Source organism: Streptomyces paradoxus, from assembly GCF_014202475.1.
In the GTDB taxonomy this organism is placed as follows: domain Bacteria; phylum Actinomycetota; class Actinomycetes; order Streptomycetales; family Streptomycetaceae; genus Streptomyces; species Streptomyces paradoxus.
Genome location: NZ_JACHGV010000004.1, coordinates 521,262 through 542,334, shown reverse-complemented (window position 1 = coordinate 542,334; position 21,073 = coordinate 521,262). Strand labels below are relative to the sequence as shown.

The following is a 21,073-nucleotide window of genomic DNA, read 5'->3' as shown; positions in this document are numbered from 1 at the left end:
GCTCTCGGGCCGGGCCGCCGGAGGCGTCAGCGGCCCCGGCCGCCCCTGCCCCGGCGACCACGCCTGTCGTCCGGCTCGTCGTCGTGCGGTCCGAGCAGCTCGTCCGCCAGCGAGGGCAGGTCGTCCAGCGGCGTCTCCTCGGCCCAGTCGGACCGGCGGCGGCGCGGCGCCCCGTCGGCGTCGACCTGGGGCATCTCCCGCGTACGGTCCTCGGTGCCGTCGGGCCGGGCTTGCGGGGTGTCCTTCCGGAAGTACCCGGGCGGAACCCGGTCCGCCGGTTCGTCCCCGCGCACCGGCGGGAGGACGGCCGTCTCCTCGGCGTCGTCCGGCCGGACCGGAGGCAGTACGGCCGTCTCCTCGGCGTCCGCCGGGCGGACCGGAGGCAGCACCGCCGTCTCCTCGGCGTCCGCCGGGCGGACCGGAGGCAGCACCGCCGTCTCGTCGGCCGCTCCGGAGGCGTCCCGGTCGCGCACCGGCGGCAGCACCTCGGTCTCCTCCCCGGCGCGCGGCGCGACCGGCGGCAGCACCTCCGTCTGCTCCCCGGGCGCGGGCGGCATCGGCAGCTCCGCCGTCACCTCGGCCTCCGACTCGCCGGAGGACCGGTCCGCACCCTGCCCGTCGTCCCGCACCGGGCGCAGCACGGTCGTGTCGTCCCCCGCACCGCCCGGTGTCACCACCGGGGTGGGCACGGTCGCCGCGTCCTGATGGGCCGCGGCGGGCGCGCCACCCTGCGTGGGGGAGGTCTTCGGCGTGGAGCTCTTCGGCCCGGCCTCGGCCGCGGCGGCCGCCGCCTCCGCGAGCCGTCGTGCCTCCTCGGCCCGCAGCAGCGCGGCCTCGGCCTTGCGCTGCTTCTCCAGGCGGAGCGCCTCGGCCTCGGCGCGCAGCCGCGCCTCCTCCTCGGCCTGCTTGCGGCGCCGTTCCTCCTCGGCCTTGCGGCGGGCCTCCTCCTCGGCCCGGGCCTTCTCCTCCGCGAGGAGCCGTGCCCGCTCCTCCTCGGCCTTCCTGCGCGCTTCCTCGGCCCGGCGCCGGGCCTCCTCCGCCTGCCGTTCGGCCTCGCGCCGCTGGGCCTCCTCCAGCTCGCGCCGCTTGCGCTCCTCCTCCTCGGCGCGCAGCTTGGCCAGCTGCTCCTGGCGCTCACGCTCCAGGCGCTCCTCCTCCGCCTTGCGGGCGGCCTCCTCCTCGGCCTTGCGGCGGGCCTCCTCCTCGGCCTTCTTCCTGGCCTCCTCCTGGGCCTTGATCTCGGCCTCGGAGAGCGGCAGCACCTGGTCGAGCCGGTGCCGGATGACCGTCGTGACGGCCTCGGGCTCCTGGCCGGCGTCCACCACCAGGTAGCGTCCGGCGTCGGCCGCGGCCAGGGTGAGGAAACCGGCCCTTACGCGCGCGTGGAACTCGGCGGGCTCCGACTCCAGCCGGTCCGGCGCCTCGGTGAACCGCTCACGCGCGGTCTCCGGGGCGACGTCCAGCAGCACGGTCAGATGCGGCACGAGCCCGTTCGTCGCCCAGCGGTTGATCCGGGCGATCTCGGTCGGCGAGAGGTCACGGCCGGCGCCCTGGTAGGCGACGGACGAGTCGATGTACCGGTCGGAGATGACGACCGCGCCACGCTCCAGGGCGGGCCGTACGACGGTGTCGATGTGCTCGGCCCGGTCGGCGGCGTAGAGCAGCGCCTCCGCGCGGTGCGACAGGCCCGCGCTCGACACGTCCAGCAGGATCGAGCGCAGCCGCTTGCCCACGGGCGTGGCCCCCGGCTCGCGCGTCAGCACGACCTCGTGGCCCTTGGCGCGGATCCACTCGGCCAGCGCCTCGGCCTGGGTGGACTTGCCGGCCCCGTCGCCGCCCTCCAGGGCGATGAAGAAGCCGGAGGCCGCTGCCCCCTGCTCGGGGTCGTCGCCGCCGAGCAGCGCGTCCTTCAGGTCCTGCCGCAGCGGCACACCGGAACGGTCGTCGACCTTGGCCAGCACCAGCGCGGCGACGGGCAGCAGCAGGGCGCCGGTCAGCATCAGCGTGAAGGCCGCGCCGCCGTGCGCGAAGACGAACTTGCCGCTCTCCAGCCGGTGCGGTCCGATCGCCGCCGCCACCAGCGGGGCGATCACCGCGCCGAGCGCGACGCAGACCCGGACGACCGCGTGCAGGTGCTCCGTCGTGCGGGCGCGCCGGTACTCCTCGGTCTCCTGGTCGAGCAGGGTGTGCCCGATGTTGGCGGACAGGCCCGCGCCGAGGCCGGCCAGCGCGAGGATCAGCAGCACGGTGGTGACGTCCGGGACCAGCCCGGCGGCCAGCAGGGCGACGCCGGTGAAGGCGATCGTCAGCGCGAGCAGCCGGCGGCGCGACAGGGCGGGCACGAGGGCGGGCGCCGTACGGATGCCCACGACGACACCGCCGGTCAGGGCGGCGACGAACAGGCCGTAGAGGACCGGGCCGCCGCCCAGGTCCTTGGCGTGCAGCACGGCGACGGCGACGGCGGCCGACACCGCGGCGGCGACGGCCGCGCAGGACAGGACCAGCAGCGGCATCGCGCCGGTGCGGCCCTTGTCGGCGCCGTTGCCGGTCTTCGGGCGGCGCAGCCCTTCGAGCGGCGACCGCGCGCGCGGGGTGCGCGTGCCGGGCAGCTCCAGGAAGGTCAGCACCGACAGGGACGCGGCGAACAGGCCGGCGGCCAGGTAGGAGGCGAGAGCCGCCTGGTGCTGGCCGAACCAGTCGATCCCGGTGCCCAGCAGGTTGTTGAACAGGGCCGCGACGACCAGTGCGACGGCCGCGAGGGGGATCGCCACGAAGCCGGTGCGCAGCGACAGGCGGCGCAGGGTGTCCATGTGGTCGGGCAGCGGCCGGACCGTCGCGCCCTCCGGCGGCGGGGCGGGGAGCAGCGCGGGGGCCGCGCTCTCACGGCACACCGTCCAGAACCGCTCGGCGACCCCCATCACGAAGACCGTGACGAGCAGGACGGCCAGTGCGTTCCCGGGCGTCCAGTCGATCCACAGGGGCGCGACGATGAGCAGCGCCGCGCGCAGCCCGTCGGCGCCCACCATGGTCCAGCGGCGGTCGAGCGGCCCGTCCTGCGAGGTGAGCGCGGTGAGCGGGCCGAGCAGAACGGCGCCGAACAGGAGCGTCGCGAGGATGCGCACCCCGAAAACGGTCGCCACTGCGAACGCGACGCCCCGGTAACCGCCTCCGAACGAGCCTTCGGCGACGGCCGTCTGGAGCGCGAGGACGACCAGCACGAGAAGGGCGAGGGTGTCCCCCACGCCGCCCACGAGTTGTGCGCTCCACAACTGCTTCAGCTGCGGTCGTCGCAGCAGGGCGCGGACGGCACGCTCGCGGGAGTCCGCGACCAGGGCGTCGTCGGGGGCGGGCTGAGGGGCCGTTGGGTGGTCGGCTCGCGTCATGCGTTCAGCCTATCGGGAGCCACCGGCACCCTGGAGGGCGCGGCCTGGCATGCGCACGCCCCGACACCGAAGTGTTGCCGGGGCGTTCGCTTTCCGAACCCGGGGCGAAGATCCGGACGCGTCGGTCCGAATGCGCACAGGACTCGAACGGGCTCAGTCCTCCGCGGACTTGGCGGCGGTCGCCGTCTTGGCGGCCGTCTTCTTCGCGGTGGTCTTCTTCGCCGTCGTCTTCTTCGCGGCCGTGGTCTTCTTCGCCGCGGTCTTCTTGGCCGTGGTCGTCTTCTTCGCCGGTGCCTTCTTGACCGCCTTCTTCGCGGTCTTCTTCGCCGGCCCCTTGGCGCGCTTCTCGGCGAGCAGCTCGAAACCGCGCTCCGGGGTGATCTCCTCGACGCTGTCGCCGGAGCGCAGGGTCGCGTTGGTCTCGCCGTCGGTGACGTACGGCCCGAAGCGGCCGTCCTTGACCACGACCGGCTTCTCGCTCACCGGGTCGGTGCCCAGCTCCTTCAGCGGCGGCTTGGCCGCGGCCCGGCCACGCTGCTTGGGCTGGGCGTAGATCGCCAGCGCCTCCTCCAGCGTGATCGTGAAGAGCTGCTCCTCGGCCTGGAGCGAGCGCGAGTCCGTGCCCTTCTTCAGGTACGGGCCGTAGCGGCCGTTCTGCGCGGTGATCTCCTGGCCTTCGGCGTCGGCGCCGACGACACGCGGCAGCGACATCAGCTTCAGGGCCTCGTCGAGGGTCACCGTGTCCAGGGACATCGTCTTGAACAGGGACGCCGTGCGCGGCTTGACCGCGTTCTTGCCCGTCTTCGGGGTGCCCTCGGGGAGGACCTCCGTCACGTACGGGCCGTAGCGGCCGTCCTTGGCGACGATGGTGTGGCCGGTGGCCGGGTCCGTGCCCAGCTCGTAGTCGCCGCTCGGCTTGGCGAGCAGTTCCTCGGCGAGGTCGACGGTCAGCTCGTCGGGCGCCAGGTCGTCGGGGATGTCGGCGCGCTGGTGCTGCTCGGTGTCCTTCTCGCCGCGCTCGATGTACGGCCCGTAGCGGCCGACCCGCAGCACGATGTCGTTGCCCACCGGGAAGGACGACACCTCGCGCGCGTCGATCGCGCCCAGGTCCGTCACCAGCTCCTTGAGGCCGCCGAGGTGGTCACCGTCGCCGTTGCCGGCGTCGGCCGCGCCACCGCTGACCGTGCCCTCGCCGAAGTAGAACCGCTTCAGCCACGGCACGGACTGGGCCTCGCCGCGGGCGATGCGGTCGAGGTCGTCCTCCATCTTGGCGGTGAAGTCGTAGTCGACGAGCCGCCCGAAGTGCTTCTCCAGGAGGTTGACCACGGCGAAGGACAGGAAGGACGGCACCAGGGCCGTGCCCTTCTTGAACACGTAGCCGCGGTCCAGGATCGTGCCGATGATCGACGCGTACGTCGACGGGCGGCCGATCTCGCGCTCTTCCAGCTCCTTGACCAGGGAGGCCTCGGTGTAGCGGGCCGGGGGCTTGGTGGCGTGCCCGTCGACCGTGATCTCCTCGGCGCTCAGGGCGTCGCCCTCGGAGACCTGCGGCAGCCGGCGCTCGCGGTCGTCGAGCTCCGCGTTCGGGTCGTCGGCGCCCTCCACGTAGGCCTTCAGGAAGCCGTGGAAGGTGATCGTCTTGCCGGACGCGCTGAACTCGACGTCCCGGCCGTCGGAGGCGGTGCCGCCGATCTTCACCGTGACGCTGTTGCCGGTCGCGTCCTTCATCTGGGAGGCGACGGTCCGCTTCCAGATGAGCTCGTAGAGCTTGAACTGGTCACCGGTCAGTCCGGTCTCGGCGGGAGTGCGGAAACGATCACCCGAGGGGCGGATCGCCTCGTGGGCCTCCTGCGCGTTCTTGACCTTCCCCGCGTACGTCCTCGGCTGCGGCGGCAGGTAATCGGCGCCGTACAGCTGCGTGACCTGGGCGCGGGCGGCGGAGACCGCCGTGTCGCTCAGGGTCGTGGAGTCCGTACGCATGTAGGTGATGTAGCCGTTCTCGTACAGCTTCTGCGCGACCTGCATGGTGGCCTTCGCGCCGAAGCCGAGCTTGCGGCTGGCCTCCTGCTGCAGCGTCGTCGTACGGAACGGGGCGTACGGCGAGCGGCGGTACGGCTTGGACTCCACGGAGCGGACGGCGAACCGCGTCTGCTCCAGGGCGGCGGCCAGGGCGCGGGCGTTCGCCTCGTCGAGGTGGAGGGTGTTCGCGCTCTTCAGTTGTCCCAGGGAGTCGAAGTCGCGGCCCTGCGCGACCCGCCTGCCGTCGACGGTCTGCAGGCGCGCGACCAGCGACGACGGGTCCGACGAGTCTCCGGCGCGGCCGGTCGCGAAGGTGCCCGTCAGGTCCCAGTACTCAGCCGAACGAAAGGCGATGCGCTCGCGTTCCCGCTCCACCACGAGACGTGTGGCGACCGACTGGACACGGCCGGCCGACAGGCGCGGCATGACCTTCTTCCACAGGACCGGCGAGACCTCGTAGCCGTACAGGCGGTCGAGGATGCGGCGGGTCTCCTGGGCGTCGACAAGCTTCTGGTTGAGCTGGCGCGGGTTGGCCACGGCGGCCTGGATCGCGGCCTTGGTGATCTCGTGGAAGACCATCCGCTTGACCGGGACCTTGGGCTTGAGCACTTCCTGGAGGTGCCAGGCGATGGCCTCCCCCTCGCGGTCCTCATCGGTGGCGAGGAAGAGTTCGTCGGACTCCTTCAGCAGGTCCTTGAGCTTCTTGACCTGCGCCTTCTTGTCGGCGTTGACCACATAGATCGGCTGGAAGTCATGTTCGACGTCCACACCGAGGCGGCGGACCTCGCCGGTGTACTTCTCGGGCACCTCGGCGGCGCCGTTGGGAAGGTCGCGGATGTGCCCGACGCTCGCCTCGACGATGTAGCCGGGGCCGAGATAGCCCTTGATCGTCTTCGCCTTGGCAGGCGACTCGACGATGACGAGTCGGCGGCCGCCCTTCGCGGTCTCGCTGGTCGGGGACAACTTCGCTCTTCTCTCCGGTCGAGTCTGGGGCCTCCCCGGAGTCGCTCACCGGGGCTGGGTACGTGCTGACGCTGCGGAGTGTGACGGTACATCCCGCCCCCGTGTCAAACGGGAAAAGCCCGCAACGGCCACTCGAACGGTAACCCGACTACCACCAATCCTGCCGCCCGGCGTAGCGGGAGCCGGCCCGCACCTGAGCGCAGTGCGACGCCCCGGTCACGCGCGGGTACGTCGCCGGAAGGGGCCTCAGAGGCGAGTGAAGCACCAGGTTCCGGCCGCCAGGGCGAGCACCGCGACGACGCCGGCGAAGGTCGCCGACGCGACCGGCCGCACACCCTCGGCCACCGGCCGGTCCTGCCGCACGCGCGTCACCGTCCACGCCAGCAGCCCGCCTCCGAACAGGGAGAACACCGCTCCCGCGAAGATCGCCGGTTCACTCTCCATGACCCGCCGCGCCCCTTTTCCCCTGTCCGCCCATCCCCAGCCACGGGAGGCTGACACGCGTGGGCGGCGGGCAGGCGAACCCGAGGTGAACGCCGGGGCGACACGACGGCGGATCAAGGTCGTCCGGTTCCTCACGAACCGTCTCGGACGAGGTGTTCAAATCGACTCGAATTTGTTGGCGAGCCGCCTCGAAGTCCCCCGAGGCCGTCCCTCGGCGGTCCGCTCAGCGGACCGGCTCCAGGAACCCCTGCTCGACCAGCAGCCGGATCTGGGCCGGTGTGCGGTCGCGCAGCAGCACCGGGTCCTCTCCGATCAGCTGGGCGATGGCGTCGAGGATGCGGCCCGCGCTCATCGTGCCGTCGCACACGCCCGCGAAGCCCGCACCGACCGTGTCCACCCGGGTCGCCCGGCGCATGCCGCGGTTCTGGCGCAACACGACGTGCTCGGGGTCCTCCGCGCCGGGCAGCCCGACCTGCTCCTGCACGATCTCGGCGGCGAGCCGGAAACGCGCTTCGAGCAGCGCGGCGTCGTCCTGGCCGCGCAGGTGGTCGAGCCGGTCGAAGTGGGCCCGGATCGTGTCGCCGAGCGGCTGCTCGACCGGGTGCGGCCACTCCTCCACCGTGAGCGAGGGCACGGCGGCACTCGTCCTGCGCAGGGTGATCCAGCCGAAGCCGACGGCCTTCACCTTGCGCGCCTCGAACTCGTCGAGCCATGCGTCGTACCGCGCCTGGTACTCCGCCGCGTCGCCCTGGTGGTCGCCCGCGTCACGCAGCCACAGCTCGGCGTACTGGTTGACGTCCTGCACCTCGCGCTGCACGATCCACGCGTCGCAGCCCCGGGGCACCCATGACCTGAGCCGGTCCTGCCAGTCCTCCCCTTCCACGTGCTGCCAGTTGGCGAGGAACTGCGCGAACCCGCCCTCGTTCAGGCGATCGCCCGCCTGCTGAACGAGCGTGCGGCACAGATCGTCCCCGCCCATCCCGCCGTCGCGGTAGGTGAGCCGGGCACCGGGCGAGATCACGAAGGGCGGGTTGGAGACGATCAGGTCGTACGTCTCGTCGCTCCGCACGGGCTCGAAGAGGGAGCCCTCGCGCAGATCGGCGGCCGCGGTGCCGGACAGCGCGAGCGTGAGGGCGGTGATGTGCAGGGCGCGCGGGTTGAGGTCGGTCGCCACCACGCGCGTGGCGTGCCGCGCGGCGTGCAGGGCCTGGATGCCGGAGCCGGTGCCGAGGTCGAGCGCGGCGGCGACGGGCGTACGGACGGTGATCCCGGCGAGGGTCATCGAGGCGCCGCCGACGCCGAGGACGACACCCTCCTCACGCCGGCCGATCCCGCCGGCGCCGCCTACCGCGCAGCCGAGGTCCGACACGATGAACCAGTCCTCGCCGCCGGGCCCGCCGTAGGGCCGGACGTCCACCGTCGCGGCGAGTTCGTCCCCGCCGGCCCGGGCCAGCCAGCCGCTCTCCAGGCAGGCGTCCACGGGCAGGACCTCGGCCACACGCGCGTGCGGCACCGGCTGCTGGAGCAGGAACAGCCGGACGAGCATCTCCAGGGGCGTGTCCCCGCGGGTCGCCCGGAGGGCGGGCACGGTCTCGCTCCGGGCCAGCGCCGCGTACGCGGGGGCGCCGAGCAGTTCGAGCAGTCCGTCGGCGGTGAAGGAGGCCGCGAGCAGGGCGTCCCGGAGCCGGGCGGCGGCTTCGGGACGGTCGGAGGCGGGCAGCGGGGGCAGGGGTGACTGGCTGGCGTTACTCACGCCCCCCATTGTGGCCGCCGGTGCGGGTGCCGCACCTGCCCGTGCCGGGGTTCGCACGAGCTTCGGCCGCTTGGCACAAGAGGTGCACGTGGCACAACACAACAGGCACGCTCGGGCCTGACAGCCACGCTTATGCTCAACCGCCACGCTTGGCCCAGCAGGCGCACTAGACGCAACAGGAACACTGGGCACAACAGGCACGCTTGGCCCAGCAGTCACCCAGCCGCCGCTTCTCAGCTCTGCGTGGCCCCCGCCGACGCCGTCGCCGCCTTGCAGCTGGACTGCTTGGCCATCGCCTGGCCGACCTCGCCCTCCTCCAGGTTCCTGAGGGCGTCGTTCCCGCTCTGGCTCAGCTTGTCCAGCTCGGTGGCGATGTCCTTCAGACCGTCGGCGAACTTGCCCTGGTCCTTGGTGTCGAGCCCGTCGACCTGCTTCTTCAGCGAGGCGTACGAGGCAGAGATCGAGTTGAGCTCCTTGACCGCGTCCTGCTGCTTCTTCTCGCCGTTCTCGACATCCGGGGCCCCGGCCTTGTTCACGGCGGTCCCGATCGCCTTGTAGGCGTCGGACATGTCCTGGAAGGCCTGGGCGTCGGTCTTCTGGACGTCCTCGGGCGTGCTGTTGTCCGAGGTCTCCTTCTGGATCGCGGCATTGGCCGACTCGATCTTCTTGGCCTGCGGCTGTACGGCGTCACAGACCTGCTTGGCCCAGGAGTCCAGCTTCTCGTTGCTGTCGTCGCCGCCGCAGCCCGACAGCGCCAGTACCAGTACCGCACCGCCGGACAGTGCGGCCGCGAGCTTCTTGTTCACCGGTTTGGTCCCTTCCATGGCTCTCGGCCCCGGAACATACACGCCAGATGCACGGCAACCGCACGCCAGACGTCTATTAAGACCGTTTTGTAACCTTTTGCACCAAGCGAGATAAGGCTCACGCGTGATCGTGTACCCACACAGCGCGGGCGGGCGACGCGTCAACGCGCGCCGCCCGCCCGCACCTTGAGCTGGGGCTCGGAAACCTCCCTACGAAACCACCGCCGGATCGGCCGACTTGGGTGCCGAACCGGCGTTGTCTTCGTCACCCATGGCGATACCGCGCCGCTTTGACACGTACACCGCCCCGGCGATCACGAGGAACGTGAGGACGGCGACCAGAATCCGCACCCCGATGCTCTTGTCCGGCCCGTAGGAGAACTTGATCACCGCGGGCGCGATGAGCAACGCCACCAGGTTCATGACCTTCAGCAGCGGGTTGATCGCGGGGCCCGCGGTGTCCTTGAAGGGGTCGCCGACCGTGTCTCCGATCACGGTCGCCGCGTGGGCCTCACTGCCCTTGCCGCCGTGGTGGCCGTCCTCGACGAGTTTCTTGGCGTTGTCCCAGGCGCCACCGGAGTTGGCGAGGAACACCGCCATCAGCGTGCCCGCGCCGATCGCGCCCGCCAGGAACGCGCCGAGCGCCCCGACGCCGAGCGTGAACCCGATGAAGATGGGCGCCATCACGGCCAGCAGACCGGGGGTGGCCAGCTCGCGCAGGGCATCCTTGGTGCAGATGTCGACGACCTTGCCGTACTCCGGTTTCTCGCTGTAGTCCATGATCCCGGGCTTCTCGCGGAACTGCCGCCGCACCTCGTAGACCACCGAACCCGCCGACCGTGACACGGCGTTGATCGCCAGCCCCGAGAAGAGGAAGACGACCGCCGCGCCGGCGATGAGACCCACGAGGTTGTTGGGCTGCGAGATGTCCATCATCAGACTCATCGGGGCGCCTTCCCCGCTGAGTTTCTCGCCGACGTCCCGCGCGCCGGTGAAGATCGCGTCGCGGTACGACCCGAACAGGGCCGCCGCCGCGAGCACGGCCGTGGCGATCGCGATGCCCTTGGTGATCGCCTTGGTGGTGTTGCCGACCGCGTCCAGGTTGGTCAGCACCTGCGCGCCCGCCCCCTCGACGTCACCGGACATCTCCGCGATGCCCTGCGCGTTGTCGGAGACCGGCCCGAAGGTGTCCATCGCGACGATCACACCGACCGTGGTGAGCAGGCCGGTGCCGGCCAGCGCCACCGCGAACAGCGCCAGCATGATGGACGTGCCGCCGAGCAGGAACGCCCCGTACACACCGAGGCCGATCAACAGGGCGGTGTAGACGGCTGATTCGAGACCGACGGAGATACCGGCGAGGACGACGGTGGCCGGGCCGGTGAGCGAGCTCTTGCCGATGTCCCTGACGGGCCGGCGGGTGGTCTCGGTGAAGTAGCCGGTCAGTTGCTGGATCACGGCGGCGAGCACGATGCCGATGGCCACCGCGACGAGCGCGAGGACCCGCGGGTCGCCGTCCTTGCCCAGGATCGCGGCGTCGGTGACGCCGTCGAGCTCGGAGTACTTCCCCGGCAGGTAGACGAAGACGGCCACCGCCACCAGCACCAGCGAGATCACCGCGGAGATGAAGAACCCGCGGTTGATGGCGCTCATGCCGCTACGGTCGGCGCGCCGGGGTGCGACCGCGAAGATGCCGATCATGGCGGTGATCACACCGATCGCCGGCACGAGCAGCGGGAAACCGAGCCCGGCGTCGCCGAAGGCCGCCGAGCCGAGGATCAGCGCGGCGACCAGGGTCACGGCGTACGACTCGAAGAGGTCGGCCGCCATGCCCGCGCAGTCTCCGACGTTGTCGCCCACGTTGTCGGCGATGGTCGCGGCATTGCGCGGGTCGTCCTCCGGAATGCCCTGTTCGACCTTGCCGACCAGGTCGGCGCCGACGTCGGCGGCCTTGGTGAAGATGCCGCCGCCGACACGCATGAACATCGCGATGAGCGCCGCCCCGAGGCCGAAGCCCTCCAGCACCTTCGGCGCGTCGGCCGCGTAGACCAGCACCACGCAGGAGGCACCGAGCAGGCCGAGGCCCACCGTGAACATGCCGACCACGCCGCCCGTGCGAAAGGCGATCTTCATCGCCTTGTGGGAAACCGCGGTCAGATCCTTTTCCGGCTCGCCTGCCGCCGGGGTCGCTTCACGCGCCGCCGCGGCGACACGCACATTGCTGCGCACGGCGAGCCACATGCCGATATAGCCGGTGGCCGCCGAGAACGCCGCTCCGATCAGGAAGAACACCGACCGTCCGGCACGCTGATTCCAGTCGTCCGCGGGCAGCAGCATGAGCAGGAAGAACACGACCACGGCGAATACGCCGAGCGTGCGCAGCTGACGTGCCAGATAGGCGTTCGCGCCTTCCTGGACCGCCGCCGCGATCTTCTTCATGCTGTCGGTGCCCTCGCCGGCCGCGAGCACCTGGCGTACCAGGACGCCCGCGACCGCCAGTGCCGCCAGTGCGACGACCGCGATGACCGCGATGAGGACGCGGTTGCCATCGGTCAGTACGGCGGCTGCGAGGTCGGTGGGATGGCCCGACTGTTGTGAGAGGGAAAGCCCCGCCATTCGTCCTCCTTGACGCTTGGGCTGAGCTCAAGATGTGGACGGGATTGTAGGTACCGGAACCTGATCAAAACAGAGCGCGATAAACGGAATTGGACTTCCGAGGTAATGCCTTGAAAGCATTCCGAGGCTGCCGGAGAGCGCGCGAATGATCGTGAACGAATTCACGCGATGAACGGCACAGGAACTACTGTAAAGGCGATCACTGACACCCGCACATGACGAAGGGCCCCACGGGTGGTGGGGCCCTTCGGATGAACAGTGTGCGGTGGCGGGGTCAGACCAGGATCGTCGGCGGCGGCGTGGTCGGCCAGGTCATCTTGATCAGCCCGCCGTGCTCTCCCGCGCTGACCTCGACGTCGTCGACGAGGCCGCTGATGACCGCGAGGCCCATCTCGTCCTCGTCGGCCTCACCGTCGGCGTCGCCGGGGCCACCACCGGAGGCGCCCCCGCCGGCCACCGCGTGCGGGGCCTCGTCGCCGACCTCGATGGAGAACTGCTTCTCCTCCTCGATCAGCAGCACCTTCACCGGTGCCGAGATCCCGCCGATCTGGTGCAGTCCGACGGCGCGGGTACACGCCTCGCCGACGGCGAGCCTGACCTCGTCGAGGACGGCCTCGTCCACTCCGGCCCTGCGCGCCACCGCTGCCGCCACCAGCCGGGCGGTCCTGACGTGCTCGGGCAGCGCGCTGAAGCGGAGCTCAACGGTGGCCATGCATCCCCCTCGCAACTACGGGCGTGCTGTCGGGAGGCTCCGGGCCGCCGAAAGCCCGGGTCCCCTCGGTCTTCACTTCTGCCGAACGACGGCCGGCCCGGGCGCGTGGCCCGGGTCCGGTGTCAGTCGGTGGCCGCAACCGCTTCCTCGACCGAGGTGTGAATCGGGAACACCTTGGTGAGGCCGGTGATACGGAAGATCTTCAGAATGCGCTCCTGGTTGCAGACCAGGCGCAGGGAGCCCTCATGGGCACGCACGCGCTTCAGGCCGCCGACCAGTACGCCGAGCCCGGTGGAGTCGAGGAAGTCCACGCCCTCCATGTCGACGACAAGGTGGAAACTGCCGTCGTTCACCAGCTCGACCAACTGCTCGCGCAACTTGGGCGCGGTATATACGTCGATTTCGCCACCGACCCTGACGATCGTGCGATCGCCCATGGTTTCGGTCGACAGGGACAGGTCCACGGATCCTCCAGCACCTTGCTATCGAGCGGTCGCCCTGGGGGCATTCGGCTTCAGCCCCTGGACGCTTCGCCAGCCGCGATGGCATTCAATCGCTTACCGGCAGGCGTGCACGACGCCTTGGCTCCATTGTCCGTCACGCCAGTGACACACTCGGTGCCGATGGCCAAGAATCACCGATCCGATCGAACCCGGACGGACCCTGCCCCCCGACCCGCGCCGGACGCGGTCCTGGACCGGCTCGCGTCCGGTCCGGGCAGGGCTTCGCGCATTACTCATACGGAGCACTTGCCCCCACGTGAGGGTCGGCATGCCGTCTGGCCGGACCGGATCCGCGCCGAGGTCGTCGCGGCCGTGCGAGCCGCGGGCATCGAGCATCCCTGGGCCCACCAGGCACGCGCGGCGGAGCACGCCCTGGACGGCGACTCGGTCGTCGTCGCGACCGGCACGGCCTCCGGCAAGTCCCTGGCCTACCTCGTGCCGGTCCTGTCCGCCCTGGTGGAGGGCGCCGAGGCTCCGAACGGCCGCGGCGCGACCACCCTCTACCTGGCCCCCACCAAGGCGCTCGCGGCGGACCAGTGCCGTTCCGTGAAGGAACTTTCACATCCCCTGGGCCATTCCGTTCGCGCGGCCGTGTACGACGGCGATACTCCGTTCGAGGAACGCGAGTGGATCCGCCAGTACGGCAACTACGTCCTGACCAACCCGGACATGCTGCACCGCGGCATCCTGCCGTCCCACCCCCGCTGGTCCTCCTTCCTGAAGTCGCTGAAGTACGTCGTCATCGACGAGTGCCACACCTACCGGGGCGTCTTCGGCTCGCACGTCGCCCAGGTGCTGCGCAGACTGCGCCGGCTGTGCGCCCGCTACGGCGCGTCGCCCGTGTTCCTGCTGGCCTCCGCGACCGCCGCCGAGCCCGCGGTGGCCGCCCGCCGCCTGACCGGTGTGCCGGTGCTGGAGGTGGCCGACGACGCCTCCCCGCGCGGTGAGCTGGTCTTCGCCCTCTGGGAGCCGCCGCTGACCGAGCTGCACGGCGAGAAGGGCGCCCCCGTCCGCCGCACGGCCACCGCCGAGGCCGCCGACCTGCTGACCGACCTCACCGTGCAGGGCGTGCGCTCGGTCGCCTTCGTCCGCTCCCGGCGCGGCGCCGAGCTGATCTCGGTCATCTCCCAGGAGCGACTCGCCGAGGTCGACCGGTCGCTGGCCGGGCGTGTCGCGGCGTACCGGGGCGGCTATCTCCCCGAGGAACGCCGCGCTCTCGAACAAGCCCTCCATTCGGGTGAACTACTGGGCCTCGCCGCGACGAACGCCCTCGAACTCGGCATCGACATCTCCGGCCTCGACGCCGTCGTCATCGCCGGCTACCCGGGCACGCGGGCCTCCCTGTGGCAGCAGGCGGGCCGGGCCGGACGGTCCGGGCAGGGCGCCCTGGCCGTCCTGGTCGCCCGCGACGACCCGCTGGACACCTTCCTCGTCCACCACCCCGAGGCCCTGTTCGACCAGCCCGTCGAATCGACCGTCCTCGACCCGGACAACCCCTACGTGCTGGCCCCGCACCTGTGCGCGGCCGCCGCGGAGCTGCCCCTGACGGACGAGGACCTCGAGCTGTTCGGCCCGGCCGGCGAAAGCCTCCTGCCCCAGCTGGAGGCCGCGAAGCTGCTGCGCCGCCGCACCCGGGCCTGGCACTGGACCCGCCGTGAGCGCGCCGCCGACCTGACCGACATCCGCGGTGAGGGCGGACGCCCGGTCCAGGTCGTCGAGACCGGCACGGGCCGGCTGCTCGGCACGGTCGACGCGGGCGCCGCGCCCTCGACGGTGCACGAGGGGGCGGTCCACCTCCACCAGGGCCGCACGTACCTGGTGCGGTCGCTGGACCTGGAGGACTCCGTCGCCCTCGTCGAGGAGGCCGCCCCGCCCTACTCCACGGTCGCCCGCGACACGACGTCGATCTCCGTCCTGGAGACGGACGTCGAGATCCCCTGGGGTGACGGCCGCCTCTGCTACGGCTCCGTCGAGGTGACCAACCAGGTCGTCTCGTACCTCCGCAGACGGCTCATCACCGGTGAAGTGCTCGGTGAGACCAGACTCGACCTCCCTCCTCGTACGCTGCGCACCCGCGCCGTGTGGTGGACCGTCACCGAGGACCAGCTGGACCGGGCCCGGATCAACCCGGAGATCCTCGGCGGTTCCCTGCACGCCGCCGAACACGCGTCGATCGGCCTGCTGCCCCTCTTCGCCACCTGCGACCGCTGGGACATCGGCGGCGTGTCGATCCCGCTCCACCCCGACACGCTCCTGCCCACGGTCTTCGTCTACGACGGCCATCCGGGTGGCGCGGGCTTCGCGGAGCGCGCCTTCCACACCGCCCGCACCTGGCTGACCGCCACCCGCCAGGCCATCGCCTCCTGCGAGTGCGACACCGGCTGCCCGTCCTGCATCCAGTCCCCCAAGTGCGGCAACGGCAACGACCCGCTGCACAAGAGGGGGGCCGTGCGGCTCCTCACGGTGCTGCTGGAGGGGGCTCCCGAGGAGAAGGAAACGGCGGACGAGGCACCTGAGCAGCCGCCGGGAGATCCGGCAGACCCGTCGGAGGCCCCGCCCGGGCCCTGACCTCCGCCGTGAACGGCCCGCGTCCCGACGCCGCCGTCACGTCCGAGATCTGCCCGGCGACCTCGCACCGCAGGAGCCGCACGCCCTGTGCCCGGGCCACCCGGCCGGCCCGGGCACAGGCAGCCGTGCCACCGTCGGCCCAGTGGTCCGCCGCGGCGAGCGCCGCGAGATCCGCACCGCCCGCCGCACGATGGCGGATCACGACGGCCTGCCCGAGCGCGAGCACGGCACCGAACACCACGCACAGGACGGCGATCGCCCCGACACTCCAGACGCTGGCGGACCCCCGGTCCGAGCCGTCACCCCAGCCGCCGGCGGACCACCGGCCCCAGCCGACACCCCGGACACCGGCGGACTCCCGTTCCGAGCCGGCCCCGCAGACGGCGACGGCCCCGCCGTTCGGGCCGGCGCACCGGGCGGTGGCCGATGCCCGGTCACTCACGGCCTTCCTTCGGCCCCGTCTCACGTGCCCACCGCCTCCTCCACCGACGCCACGGCCTCCTCGCGCACGGCGAAGGACAGACCGCGCAGCACCGGCGGCTCGGCCACGACGACCACCCGGACGTACTCCGCGTCCCGGCTGACGGTGACCTTCGCGCCCGGCGGCGCCGCCTCGCGGGTCAGCCTCACGACCGCGCCGGGCGGGTCCTGGCGGGCCGCCGCACGCGCACCCGTCCGCGCCGCGTCCACGCACTGGATCTGCGCGGCCACGACCAGCAGCCCCCACACCAGCGCCATCGCGAACATCACCAGGACGGGCAGCACCACGGCCGACTCCGCCGTGACGAACCCCCGGTCCGCGCCCCGCTCACATCCGCGCATTGAGGGCTTCCTTCACGATGTTCTGCAGCTCCGCGCTGACCGGGCCGCTCGTGACGACCTTGTAGAGCACCACCGCGAACGCCACCGCCGCGACGATTCCCATCGCGTACTCGGAGGTGACCATCCCCGCGTCCCTCCGCGCCGCACGCATCCCGCACACCAGGGCACGCAGCCGTGCCCGTACCGCCTGATACATCTCAACCCCCGTGGGAAAGAGTCCGAATTTCCTCTGCTCATCACTCACTTGCTTCCGGTCGGTCGCCGCGTCATCCACCACCCCCTCCGAGCACCCCGCCGGCGAGCCCGATCACCACGGGCAGCACGCCGACGGCGATGAACGCGGGCAGGAAGCACAGCCCGACCGGCGCACTGACCGTCACGCCCGCTCGCCGGGCCCGGGCCGTAGCGGCACGGCCCCAGTCGGCCCGGGCCTCCGCGGCGAGCCGGGCGACCGGTACCGCGGCGGGCAGCCCGGACACATCGGCCCGTTCCAGCAGCCGTGCCAGGCCTCCGGCGCCCGGGACGGCACCCAACCTCTTCCAGGCCGAGCCCGGTTCGCCGCCCAGCCGCACCTCCGCCGCACCCCGGGCGAGGGCGTCGCCGACCGGGCCGCCCAGGGCCTCACCCACCGCCTGCGCGGCGATCACCGGGCCTGCGCCCGCAGCGATGCAGGCCGACAGCAGGTCGGCGGCCAAGGGCAGTTGGCGTGCGGCCTCGGCGATGTCGGGTGTCCCCGGGGCCGCCCTGGCCGTCTCCTGCCCGAGCCGCCACCGCCACCACCCCACGGCGCCGGCCAGTCCCACCGCGGCCCCGGTGAAACCTCCGGCAATCACCCATCCGGCGCACGCCACGCCCACCGGGGCCAGCCACGTCCGCGCGGCCCCGCGCCATGCCCGCCGTGGGACGGGACCGGTCGCTTCCCTGATGCCCGACAGCTCGGCCAGCCGCCGGCGCATCCTCCGGCGCCGCCGGGCCTCCACCAGCCACCGCGCAAGCCATCCGCAGGCCAGCACGATCCCCACGGCCGCCCCCAGCCTGTGGACAACTTCTGCGCTGCTCATGCCGCCGCCTCCGCGCCTCGCACGATCCGCTGCACCCACCACAGGCCCAGGCCCTCCAGGACCCCGCCGGCCGCCAGGCAGCCCAGCCCCGCCCCGGTGTGCAGGAGCACGTGCAGGGGATCGGCCCCGAGGGCGGTGCCGATGAGCAGCCCCAGCGCGGGCAGCCCGGCGAGCATCACCGCCGTGGCCCGGGCGCCCGCCAACTGGGCCCGCAGATCGGATCGCTGGTCCCGTTCGGCGCGCAGAGCGGCGGCCAGCCGGTCGAGCCCGGCGGCGAGCCCGGCACCCTGGTCCACGGCGACCCGCCAGCACGCCGCCAGTCCCCGCAGCCCCTCGGCACCCGGTTGCCGGGCCGCCGTGGCGAGCGCGTCCGGCACGTCACCACCGAACCGTGCCGCCGCCAGCACCGTCGCCTGCGCGTCCGCGAGTCCGCCGCAGTCCCGCGCGGCCCGCAACAGCGCCTCACCCGGCTGCCGTCCGGCCCGCACCTCGCCGGCGAGCGCCCCGCACAACGCGACCACCGCGTCGGCCCGGCGCTCCCGGTCCCGCCGCGCCCGGCCGGCCAGCCGGGCCCGCCGCAACAGCGGCACCCCGGCCGCGCCCAGGACGGCCGGCAGCACCGACACCCCGAGCACCGCCAGGACCAGCCCGGCCACCGGCGACCACCACTCGGGCCTCAGCCGCTCACGGACGTGCCGCAGTTCACCGGCCATCCGCCGCCAACCGGGCGGCCCGCTCCCTGGCGCACCGCCGCCCGCGAGCAGCAGCCGCGCCCGTCGCGCCGCCTCCTGACGCTCACCCAGCAGCCAGACAGCCGCTCCCACGCATGCCACGGCCGCGCCCATCGACATCTCGTCCACCCCCGTCATGACTCACCACCTCCCACCCCGGCCCCACCCGGCCCGCTCCCGCTCGCCCCGCCCCGGAGCAGCCCCCGCAGCCGCTCCCACCCCCGCTCACGCACGAACGCCTCCGCTCCCCACCGCAGCGCCGGTACCGTCCGCACCAGGCCCGACGGGTCCCGCTCCAGCACGTGCACCTCGGCGATCCGGCGCCGCCCGGAGCGGTCGCGCACCAGGTGCAGCACCACGGAGAGGGCGGCCGCCAACTGGCTGTGCAGCGCGGCCCGGTCGAGCCCGGCGGCCGTGCCGAGCGCCTCCAGCCGGGCCGGTACATCGGTGGCGGCGTTGGCGTGCACGGTTCCGCAGCCGCCTTCGTGGCCGGTGTTCAACGCGGCCAGCAGATGCACCACTTCGGGCCCGCGCACCTCACCCACGACCAGCCGGTCCGGCCGCATCCGCAGCGCCTGGCGCACCAGGTCCTCCAGAGTCACGAGGCCCGCGCCCTCCTGGTTGGCGGGTCTGGTCTCCAGCCGGACGACGTGCGGATGGTCGGGCCGCAGTTCCGCCGAGTCCTCGGCGAGGACGATCCGCTCGTCCGGTCCCACCAGCCCCAGCAGGGCACTGAGCAGCGTGGTCTTGCCGGTGCCGGTGCCGCCGCTGACGAGGAACGAGAGCCGGGCGTCGACCAGGGCGCGCAGCATGCGGTCCCCGCCCGGCGGCACCGTGCCCGCCTCGACCAGCTCGCCGAGCGTGAAGGCACGCGGCCGAACGACCCGCAGTGACAGGCAGGCGCAGCCCACGGCCACCGGCGGCAGCACCGCGTGCAGCCGGGTCCCGTCGGGCAGCCGGGCGTCGGCCCAGGGCCGGGCGTCGTCCAGGCGGCGCCCGGCCACCGCCGCGAGGCGCTGCGCGAGCCGTCGTACGGCCGCCGCGTCCGCGAAGCGCACCGGCGTCAGCTCCAGTCCCCCGCCCCGGTCCACCCAGACCCGGTCGGGGGCCGACACCAGCACGTCCGTCACCGACGGATCGGCGAGGAGCGGCTCCAGCGGCCCGCTGCCGACCAGTTCGGACCGCAACTGTGCTGCGGCTCCCAGGACTTCGGCGTCCCCGAGGACCCGCCCCTGTTCCCGCAGAGCCTGCGCCACGCGCGCGGGCGTCGGATCGGCGCCGCTCTCGGCCAGCCACCGCCGCACTCCGTCGAGGAGCGCCGCGCCTTCGATTCCGGCCAGGGTGCTCATGCCGTACCCGCCTCGACGAGCGCCCGCTCCCAGAACTCCCTGCAGAACCGGGCGAGCGGTCCGCGGGGAGTGGCGCCCGGTGGTGCCGTGGCGTCGTCCGGGCGCGACAGGTCCGGCTCGACCGGTACCTCGCCGACCAGGGGGAGTCCGAGCAGCCGGGCCACCTCACGGTCGTCGAGCCCCGGTGGGTAGGGCCCGCGGACGGCCACCCGCAGATCCCGCAGGACCATGCCGACCGCGGAGGCCACCCGGCCCGCGGCCGCGACGGCCCGCAGCTCGGCGGGCACCACCAGTACGCCCACGTCCAGCTGGGTGAGGACCTCGGCGACGCCGTCGTCGATGCGGCGCGGCAGGTCGACCACGACCGTACCGCCCCGGCGCCGGGCCGCCGCGAGGACCGCGCGCACCGCCTGTGGCGGGACCGCGATCCGGTCGCCGCGGTCCCAGCTGAGCACGCGCAGCGAGTGCAGTTCGGGCAGCGACTCCTCCAGGGCGCCCCCGCCGACCCGGCCGCGCGAGGAGGCGAACGCCGGCCAGCGCAGCCCTTGGGCCGTCTCGCCGCCGAGGAGTACGTCGAGTCCGCCGCCCAGCGGATCGGCGTCCACGAGGAGGGTGCGCAGTCCCTCCCGCGCGGAGGTGACGGCGAGGGCGCACGCGAGCGTGGACGCTCCGGCCCCGCCCCGGCCGCCGATGACGCCCACGGTGAGAGCGGGCCGGCCGACGCCCTCGGCCACGTCGGCGATCCGGTCGACCAGCCACTGCTCGCCGTCGGGCAGCATCAGGACGTGCTCGGCCCCGATCTCGACGGCCCGCCGCCACACCCCGGAGTCGTCCTGGTCACGGCCGACGAGCACCACGCCCCTTCTGCGCACGGCCCCGCGCACCCGCCGCGCGGCGTCGTCGCCGACCAGGACGAGCGGCGCGGCCTCCCAGCTGCCCCTGCGCTCCGGCACCCCGTGGTGCACCTCGGGTGTGGCGCCCGCCGCCGCGCACAGGCGCAGCAGGTCGTCGAGGAGTTCGGTGTCCTCGGTGACGATCAGCGGTCCGCCCTGCCGCCCTCCGGCGCCCGGCGGCGGGTCGTGTGTGACGGTTCCGGCCACGGTTTCCATCCCCCTTCGCTGCATGACTCGCGCGGCCTCTGCGGCCCCGCGATTCCCAAACGTGGGAAGAGCCGGCAAGCGGCCTCCCTGTGAACGGCCGGCAGAAACCGGCCAAACGCCCCTGAGTACTCGGAACCGGCCAGGAACTCGCCGCGAGCGGGGCGCGCTGGAATCACGGTGCAGCGATCCCGGAAATCGTGTGGATCTTGGTGGAAAACTGTGGACGCCCCGGGGGTTGTGAAT

Annotated in this window: 15 protein-coding genes and 1 pseudogene; 1 reads left to right on the top strand and 15 read right to left on the bottom strand. The window is 72.7% G+C overall.

The window, feature by feature from the left end; translation table 11 throughout:
- Positions 1-26: 26 nt before the first annotated feature.
- From tmk to bldG, 8 genes are all read right to left on the bottom strand, one after another.
- Positions 27-3,383: a dTMP kinase gene (gene tmk / locus HNR57_RS16990; RefSeq protein WP_184560833.1), complete on the bottom strand. Its 3,357-nt coding sequence runs from the start codon at positions 3,381-3,383 to the stop codon at positions 27-29.
- A 153-nt stretch (positions 3,384-3,536) separates the two neighbouring features.
- Positions 3,537-6,365 carry a type I DNA topoisomerase gene (topA, locus tag HNR57_RS16985; RefSeq protein ID WP_184560832.1) on the bottom strand — a complete coding sequence of 943 codons (2,829 nt, stop codon included), beginning with the start codon at positions 6,363-6,365 and terminating at the stop codon, positions 3,537-3,539.
- A 246-nt stretch (positions 6,366-6,611) separates the two neighbouring features.
- On the bottom strand, positions 6,612-6,809 hold the full coding sequence (locus HNR57_RS16980) for a hypothetical protein (protein ID WP_184560831.1): 198 nt from the start codon (positions 6,807-6,809) through the stop codon (positions 6,612-6,614).
- A gap of 223 nt (positions 6,810-7,032) precedes the next feature.
- The gene (locus tag HNR57_RS16975; RefSeq protein ID WP_184560830.1) at positions 7,033-8,571 is read right to left on the bottom strand and encodes a DUF7059 domain-containing protein; all 1,539 of its coding nucleotides are present in this window, start codon (positions 8,569-8,571) and stop codon (positions 7,033-7,035) included.
- A 224-nt stretch (positions 8,572-8,795) separates the two neighbouring features.
- Positions 8,796-9,386, bottom strand: a complete 591-nt coding sequence (locus HNR57_RS16970; RefSeq protein WP_174569450.1) for a small secreted protein — start codon at positions 9,384-9,386, stop codon at positions 8,796-8,798.
- Positions 9,387-9,578: 192 nt separating this feature from the next.
- Positions 9,579-11,984, bottom strand: coding sequence for a sodium-translocating pyrophosphatase (locus HNR57_RS16965; protein ID WP_184560829.1), 2,406 nt, complete (start codon positions 11,982-11,984; stop codon positions 9,579-9,581).
- A 274-nt stretch (positions 11,985-12,258) separates the two neighbouring features.
- Positions 12,259-12,696, bottom strand: coding sequence for an ATP-binding protein (locus HNR57_RS16960; RefSeq protein WP_184560828.1), 438 nt, complete (start codon positions 12,694-12,696; stop codon positions 12,259-12,261).
- Between the two features lie 122 nt (positions 12,697-12,818).
- On the bottom strand, positions 12,819-13,160 hold the full coding sequence (gene bldG, locus HNR57_RS16955) for an anti-sigma factor antagonist BldG (RefSeq protein WP_003991900.1): 342 nt from the start codon (positions 13,158-13,160) through the stop codon (positions 12,819-12,821).
- Positions 13,161-13,238: 78 nt separating this feature from the next.
- Between bldG and sftH the strand changes: the two genes are divergently transcribed.
- On the top strand, positions 13,239-15,767 hold the full coding sequence (sftH, locus tag HNR57_RS16950) for a DNA 3'-5' helicase SftH (RefSeq protein ID WP_184560827.1): 2,529 nt from the start codon (positions 13,239-13,241) through the stop codon (positions 15,765-15,767).
- On the opposite strand, the pseudogene HNR57_RS16945 reads toward sftH, so the two are convergent.
- The 7 genes and pseudogenes from HNR57_RS16945 to ssd form a co-directional block, all read right to left on the bottom strand.
- Positions 15,658-16,062, bottom strand: a pseudogene (locus HNR57_RS16945) (Rv3654c family TadE-like protein); the annotation flags it as partial. The gene sftH and the pseudogene HNR57_RS16945 sit on opposite strands and share 110 nt — an antisense overlap.
- Before the next feature lie 167 nt (positions 16,063-16,229).
- Positions 16,230-16,589 (bottom strand): TadE family type IV pilus minor pilin, encoded by a 360-nt coding sequence (locus HNR57_RS16940; RefSeq protein ID WP_184560826.1) that lies wholly within the window; start codon positions 16,587-16,589, stop codon positions 16,230-16,232.
- Positions 16,576-16,785, bottom strand: a complete 210-nt coding sequence (locus HNR57_RS16935; RefSeq protein WP_078899406.1) for a DUF4244 domain-containing protein — start codon at positions 16,783-16,785, stop codon at positions 16,576-16,578. The genes HNR57_RS16940 and HNR57_RS16935 overlap by 14 nt, the downstream gene beginning before the upstream one ends.
- 70 nt (positions 16,786-16,855) lie before the next feature.
- Positions 16,856-17,650, bottom strand: a complete 795-nt coding sequence (locus tag HNR57_RS16930; protein WP_184560825.1) for a type II secretion system F family protein — start codon at positions 17,648-17,650, stop codon at positions 16,856-16,858.
- Positions 17,647-18,519, bottom strand: a complete 873-nt coding sequence (locus HNR57_RS16925; protein ID WP_184560824.1) for a type II secretion system F family protein — start codon at positions 18,517-18,519, stop codon at positions 17,647-17,649. Before HNR57_RS16925 ends, HNR57_RS16930 begins: the two co-directional genes overlap by 4 nt.
- Positions 18,516-19,730: a TadA family conjugal transfer-associated ATPase gene (locus tag HNR57_RS16920; protein WP_184560823.1), complete on the bottom strand. Its 1,215-nt coding sequence runs from the start codon at positions 19,728-19,730 to the stop codon at positions 18,516-18,518. Before HNR57_RS16920 ends, HNR57_RS16925 begins: the two co-directional genes overlap by 4 nt.
- Positions 19,727-20,839 carry a septum site-determining protein Ssd gene (ssd, locus tag HNR57_RS16915; RefSeq protein WP_184560822.1) on the bottom strand — a complete coding sequence of 371 codons (1,113 nt, stop codon included), beginning with the start codon at positions 20,837-20,839 and terminating at the stop codon, positions 19,727-19,729. Before ssd ends, HNR57_RS16920 begins: the two co-directional genes overlap by 4 nt.
- Positions 20,840-21,073: the final 234 nt, after the last annotated feature.

What these genes read in the sequence shown, in the direction of transcription:
- tmk (WP_184560833.1), bottom strand. Translation starts at nt 3,383, where the DNA reads ATGACGCGAGCCGACCACCCAACGGCCCCTCAGCCCGCCCCCGACGAC.
- HNR57_RS16980 (WP_184560831.1), bottom strand. Translation starts at nt 6,809, where the DNA reads ATGGAGAGTGAACCGGCGATCTTCGCGGGAGCGGTGTTCTCCCTGTTC.
- HNR57_RS16975 (WP_184560830.1), bottom strand. Translation starts at nt 8,571, where the DNA reads ATGGGGGGCGTGAGTAACGCCAGCCAGTCACCCCTGCCCCCGCTGCCC.
- HNR57_RS16970 (WP_174569450.1), bottom strand. Translation starts at nt 9,386, where the DNA reads ATGGAAGGGACCAAACCGGTGAACAAGAAGCTCGCGGCCGCACTGTCC.
- HNR57_RS16965 (WP_184560829.1), bottom strand. Translation starts at nt 11,984, where the DNA reads ATGGCGGGGCTTTCCCTCTCACAACAGTCGGGCCATCCCACCGACCTC.
- HNR57_RS16960 (WP_184560828.1), bottom strand. Translation starts at nt 12,696, where the DNA reads ATGGCCACCGTTGAGCTCCGCTTCAGCGCGCTGCCCGAGCACGTCAGG.
- sftH (WP_184560827.1), top strand. Translation starts at nt 13,239, where the DNA reads ATGGCATTCAATCGCTTACCGGCAGGCGTGCACGACGCCTTGGCTCCA.
- HNR57_RS16940 (WP_184560826.1), bottom strand. Translation starts at nt 16,589, where the DNA reads ATGCGCGGATGTGAGCGGGGCGCGGACCGGGGGTTCGTCACGGCGGAG.
- HNR57_RS16935 (WP_078899406.1), bottom strand. Translation starts at nt 16,785, where the DNA reads ATGTATCAGGCGGTACGGGCACGGCTGCGTGCCCTGGTGTGCGGGATG.
- HNR57_RS16930 (WP_184560825.1), bottom strand. Translation starts at nt 17,650, where the DNA reads ATGAGCAGCGCAGAAGTTGTCCACAGGCTGGGGGCGGCCGTGGGGATC.
- HNR57_RS16925 (WP_184560824.1), bottom strand. Translation starts at nt 18,519, where the DNA reads ATGACGGGGGTGGACGAGATGTCGATGGGCGCGGCCGTGGCATGCGTG.
- HNR57_RS16920 (WP_184560823.1), bottom strand. Translation starts at nt 19,730, where the DNA reads ATGAGCACCCTGGCCGGAATCGAAGGCGCGGCGCTCCTCGACGGAGTG.
- ssd (WP_184560822.1), bottom strand. Translation starts at nt 20,839, where the DNA reads ATGGAAACCGTGGCCGGAACCGTCACACACGACCCGCCGCCGGGCGCC.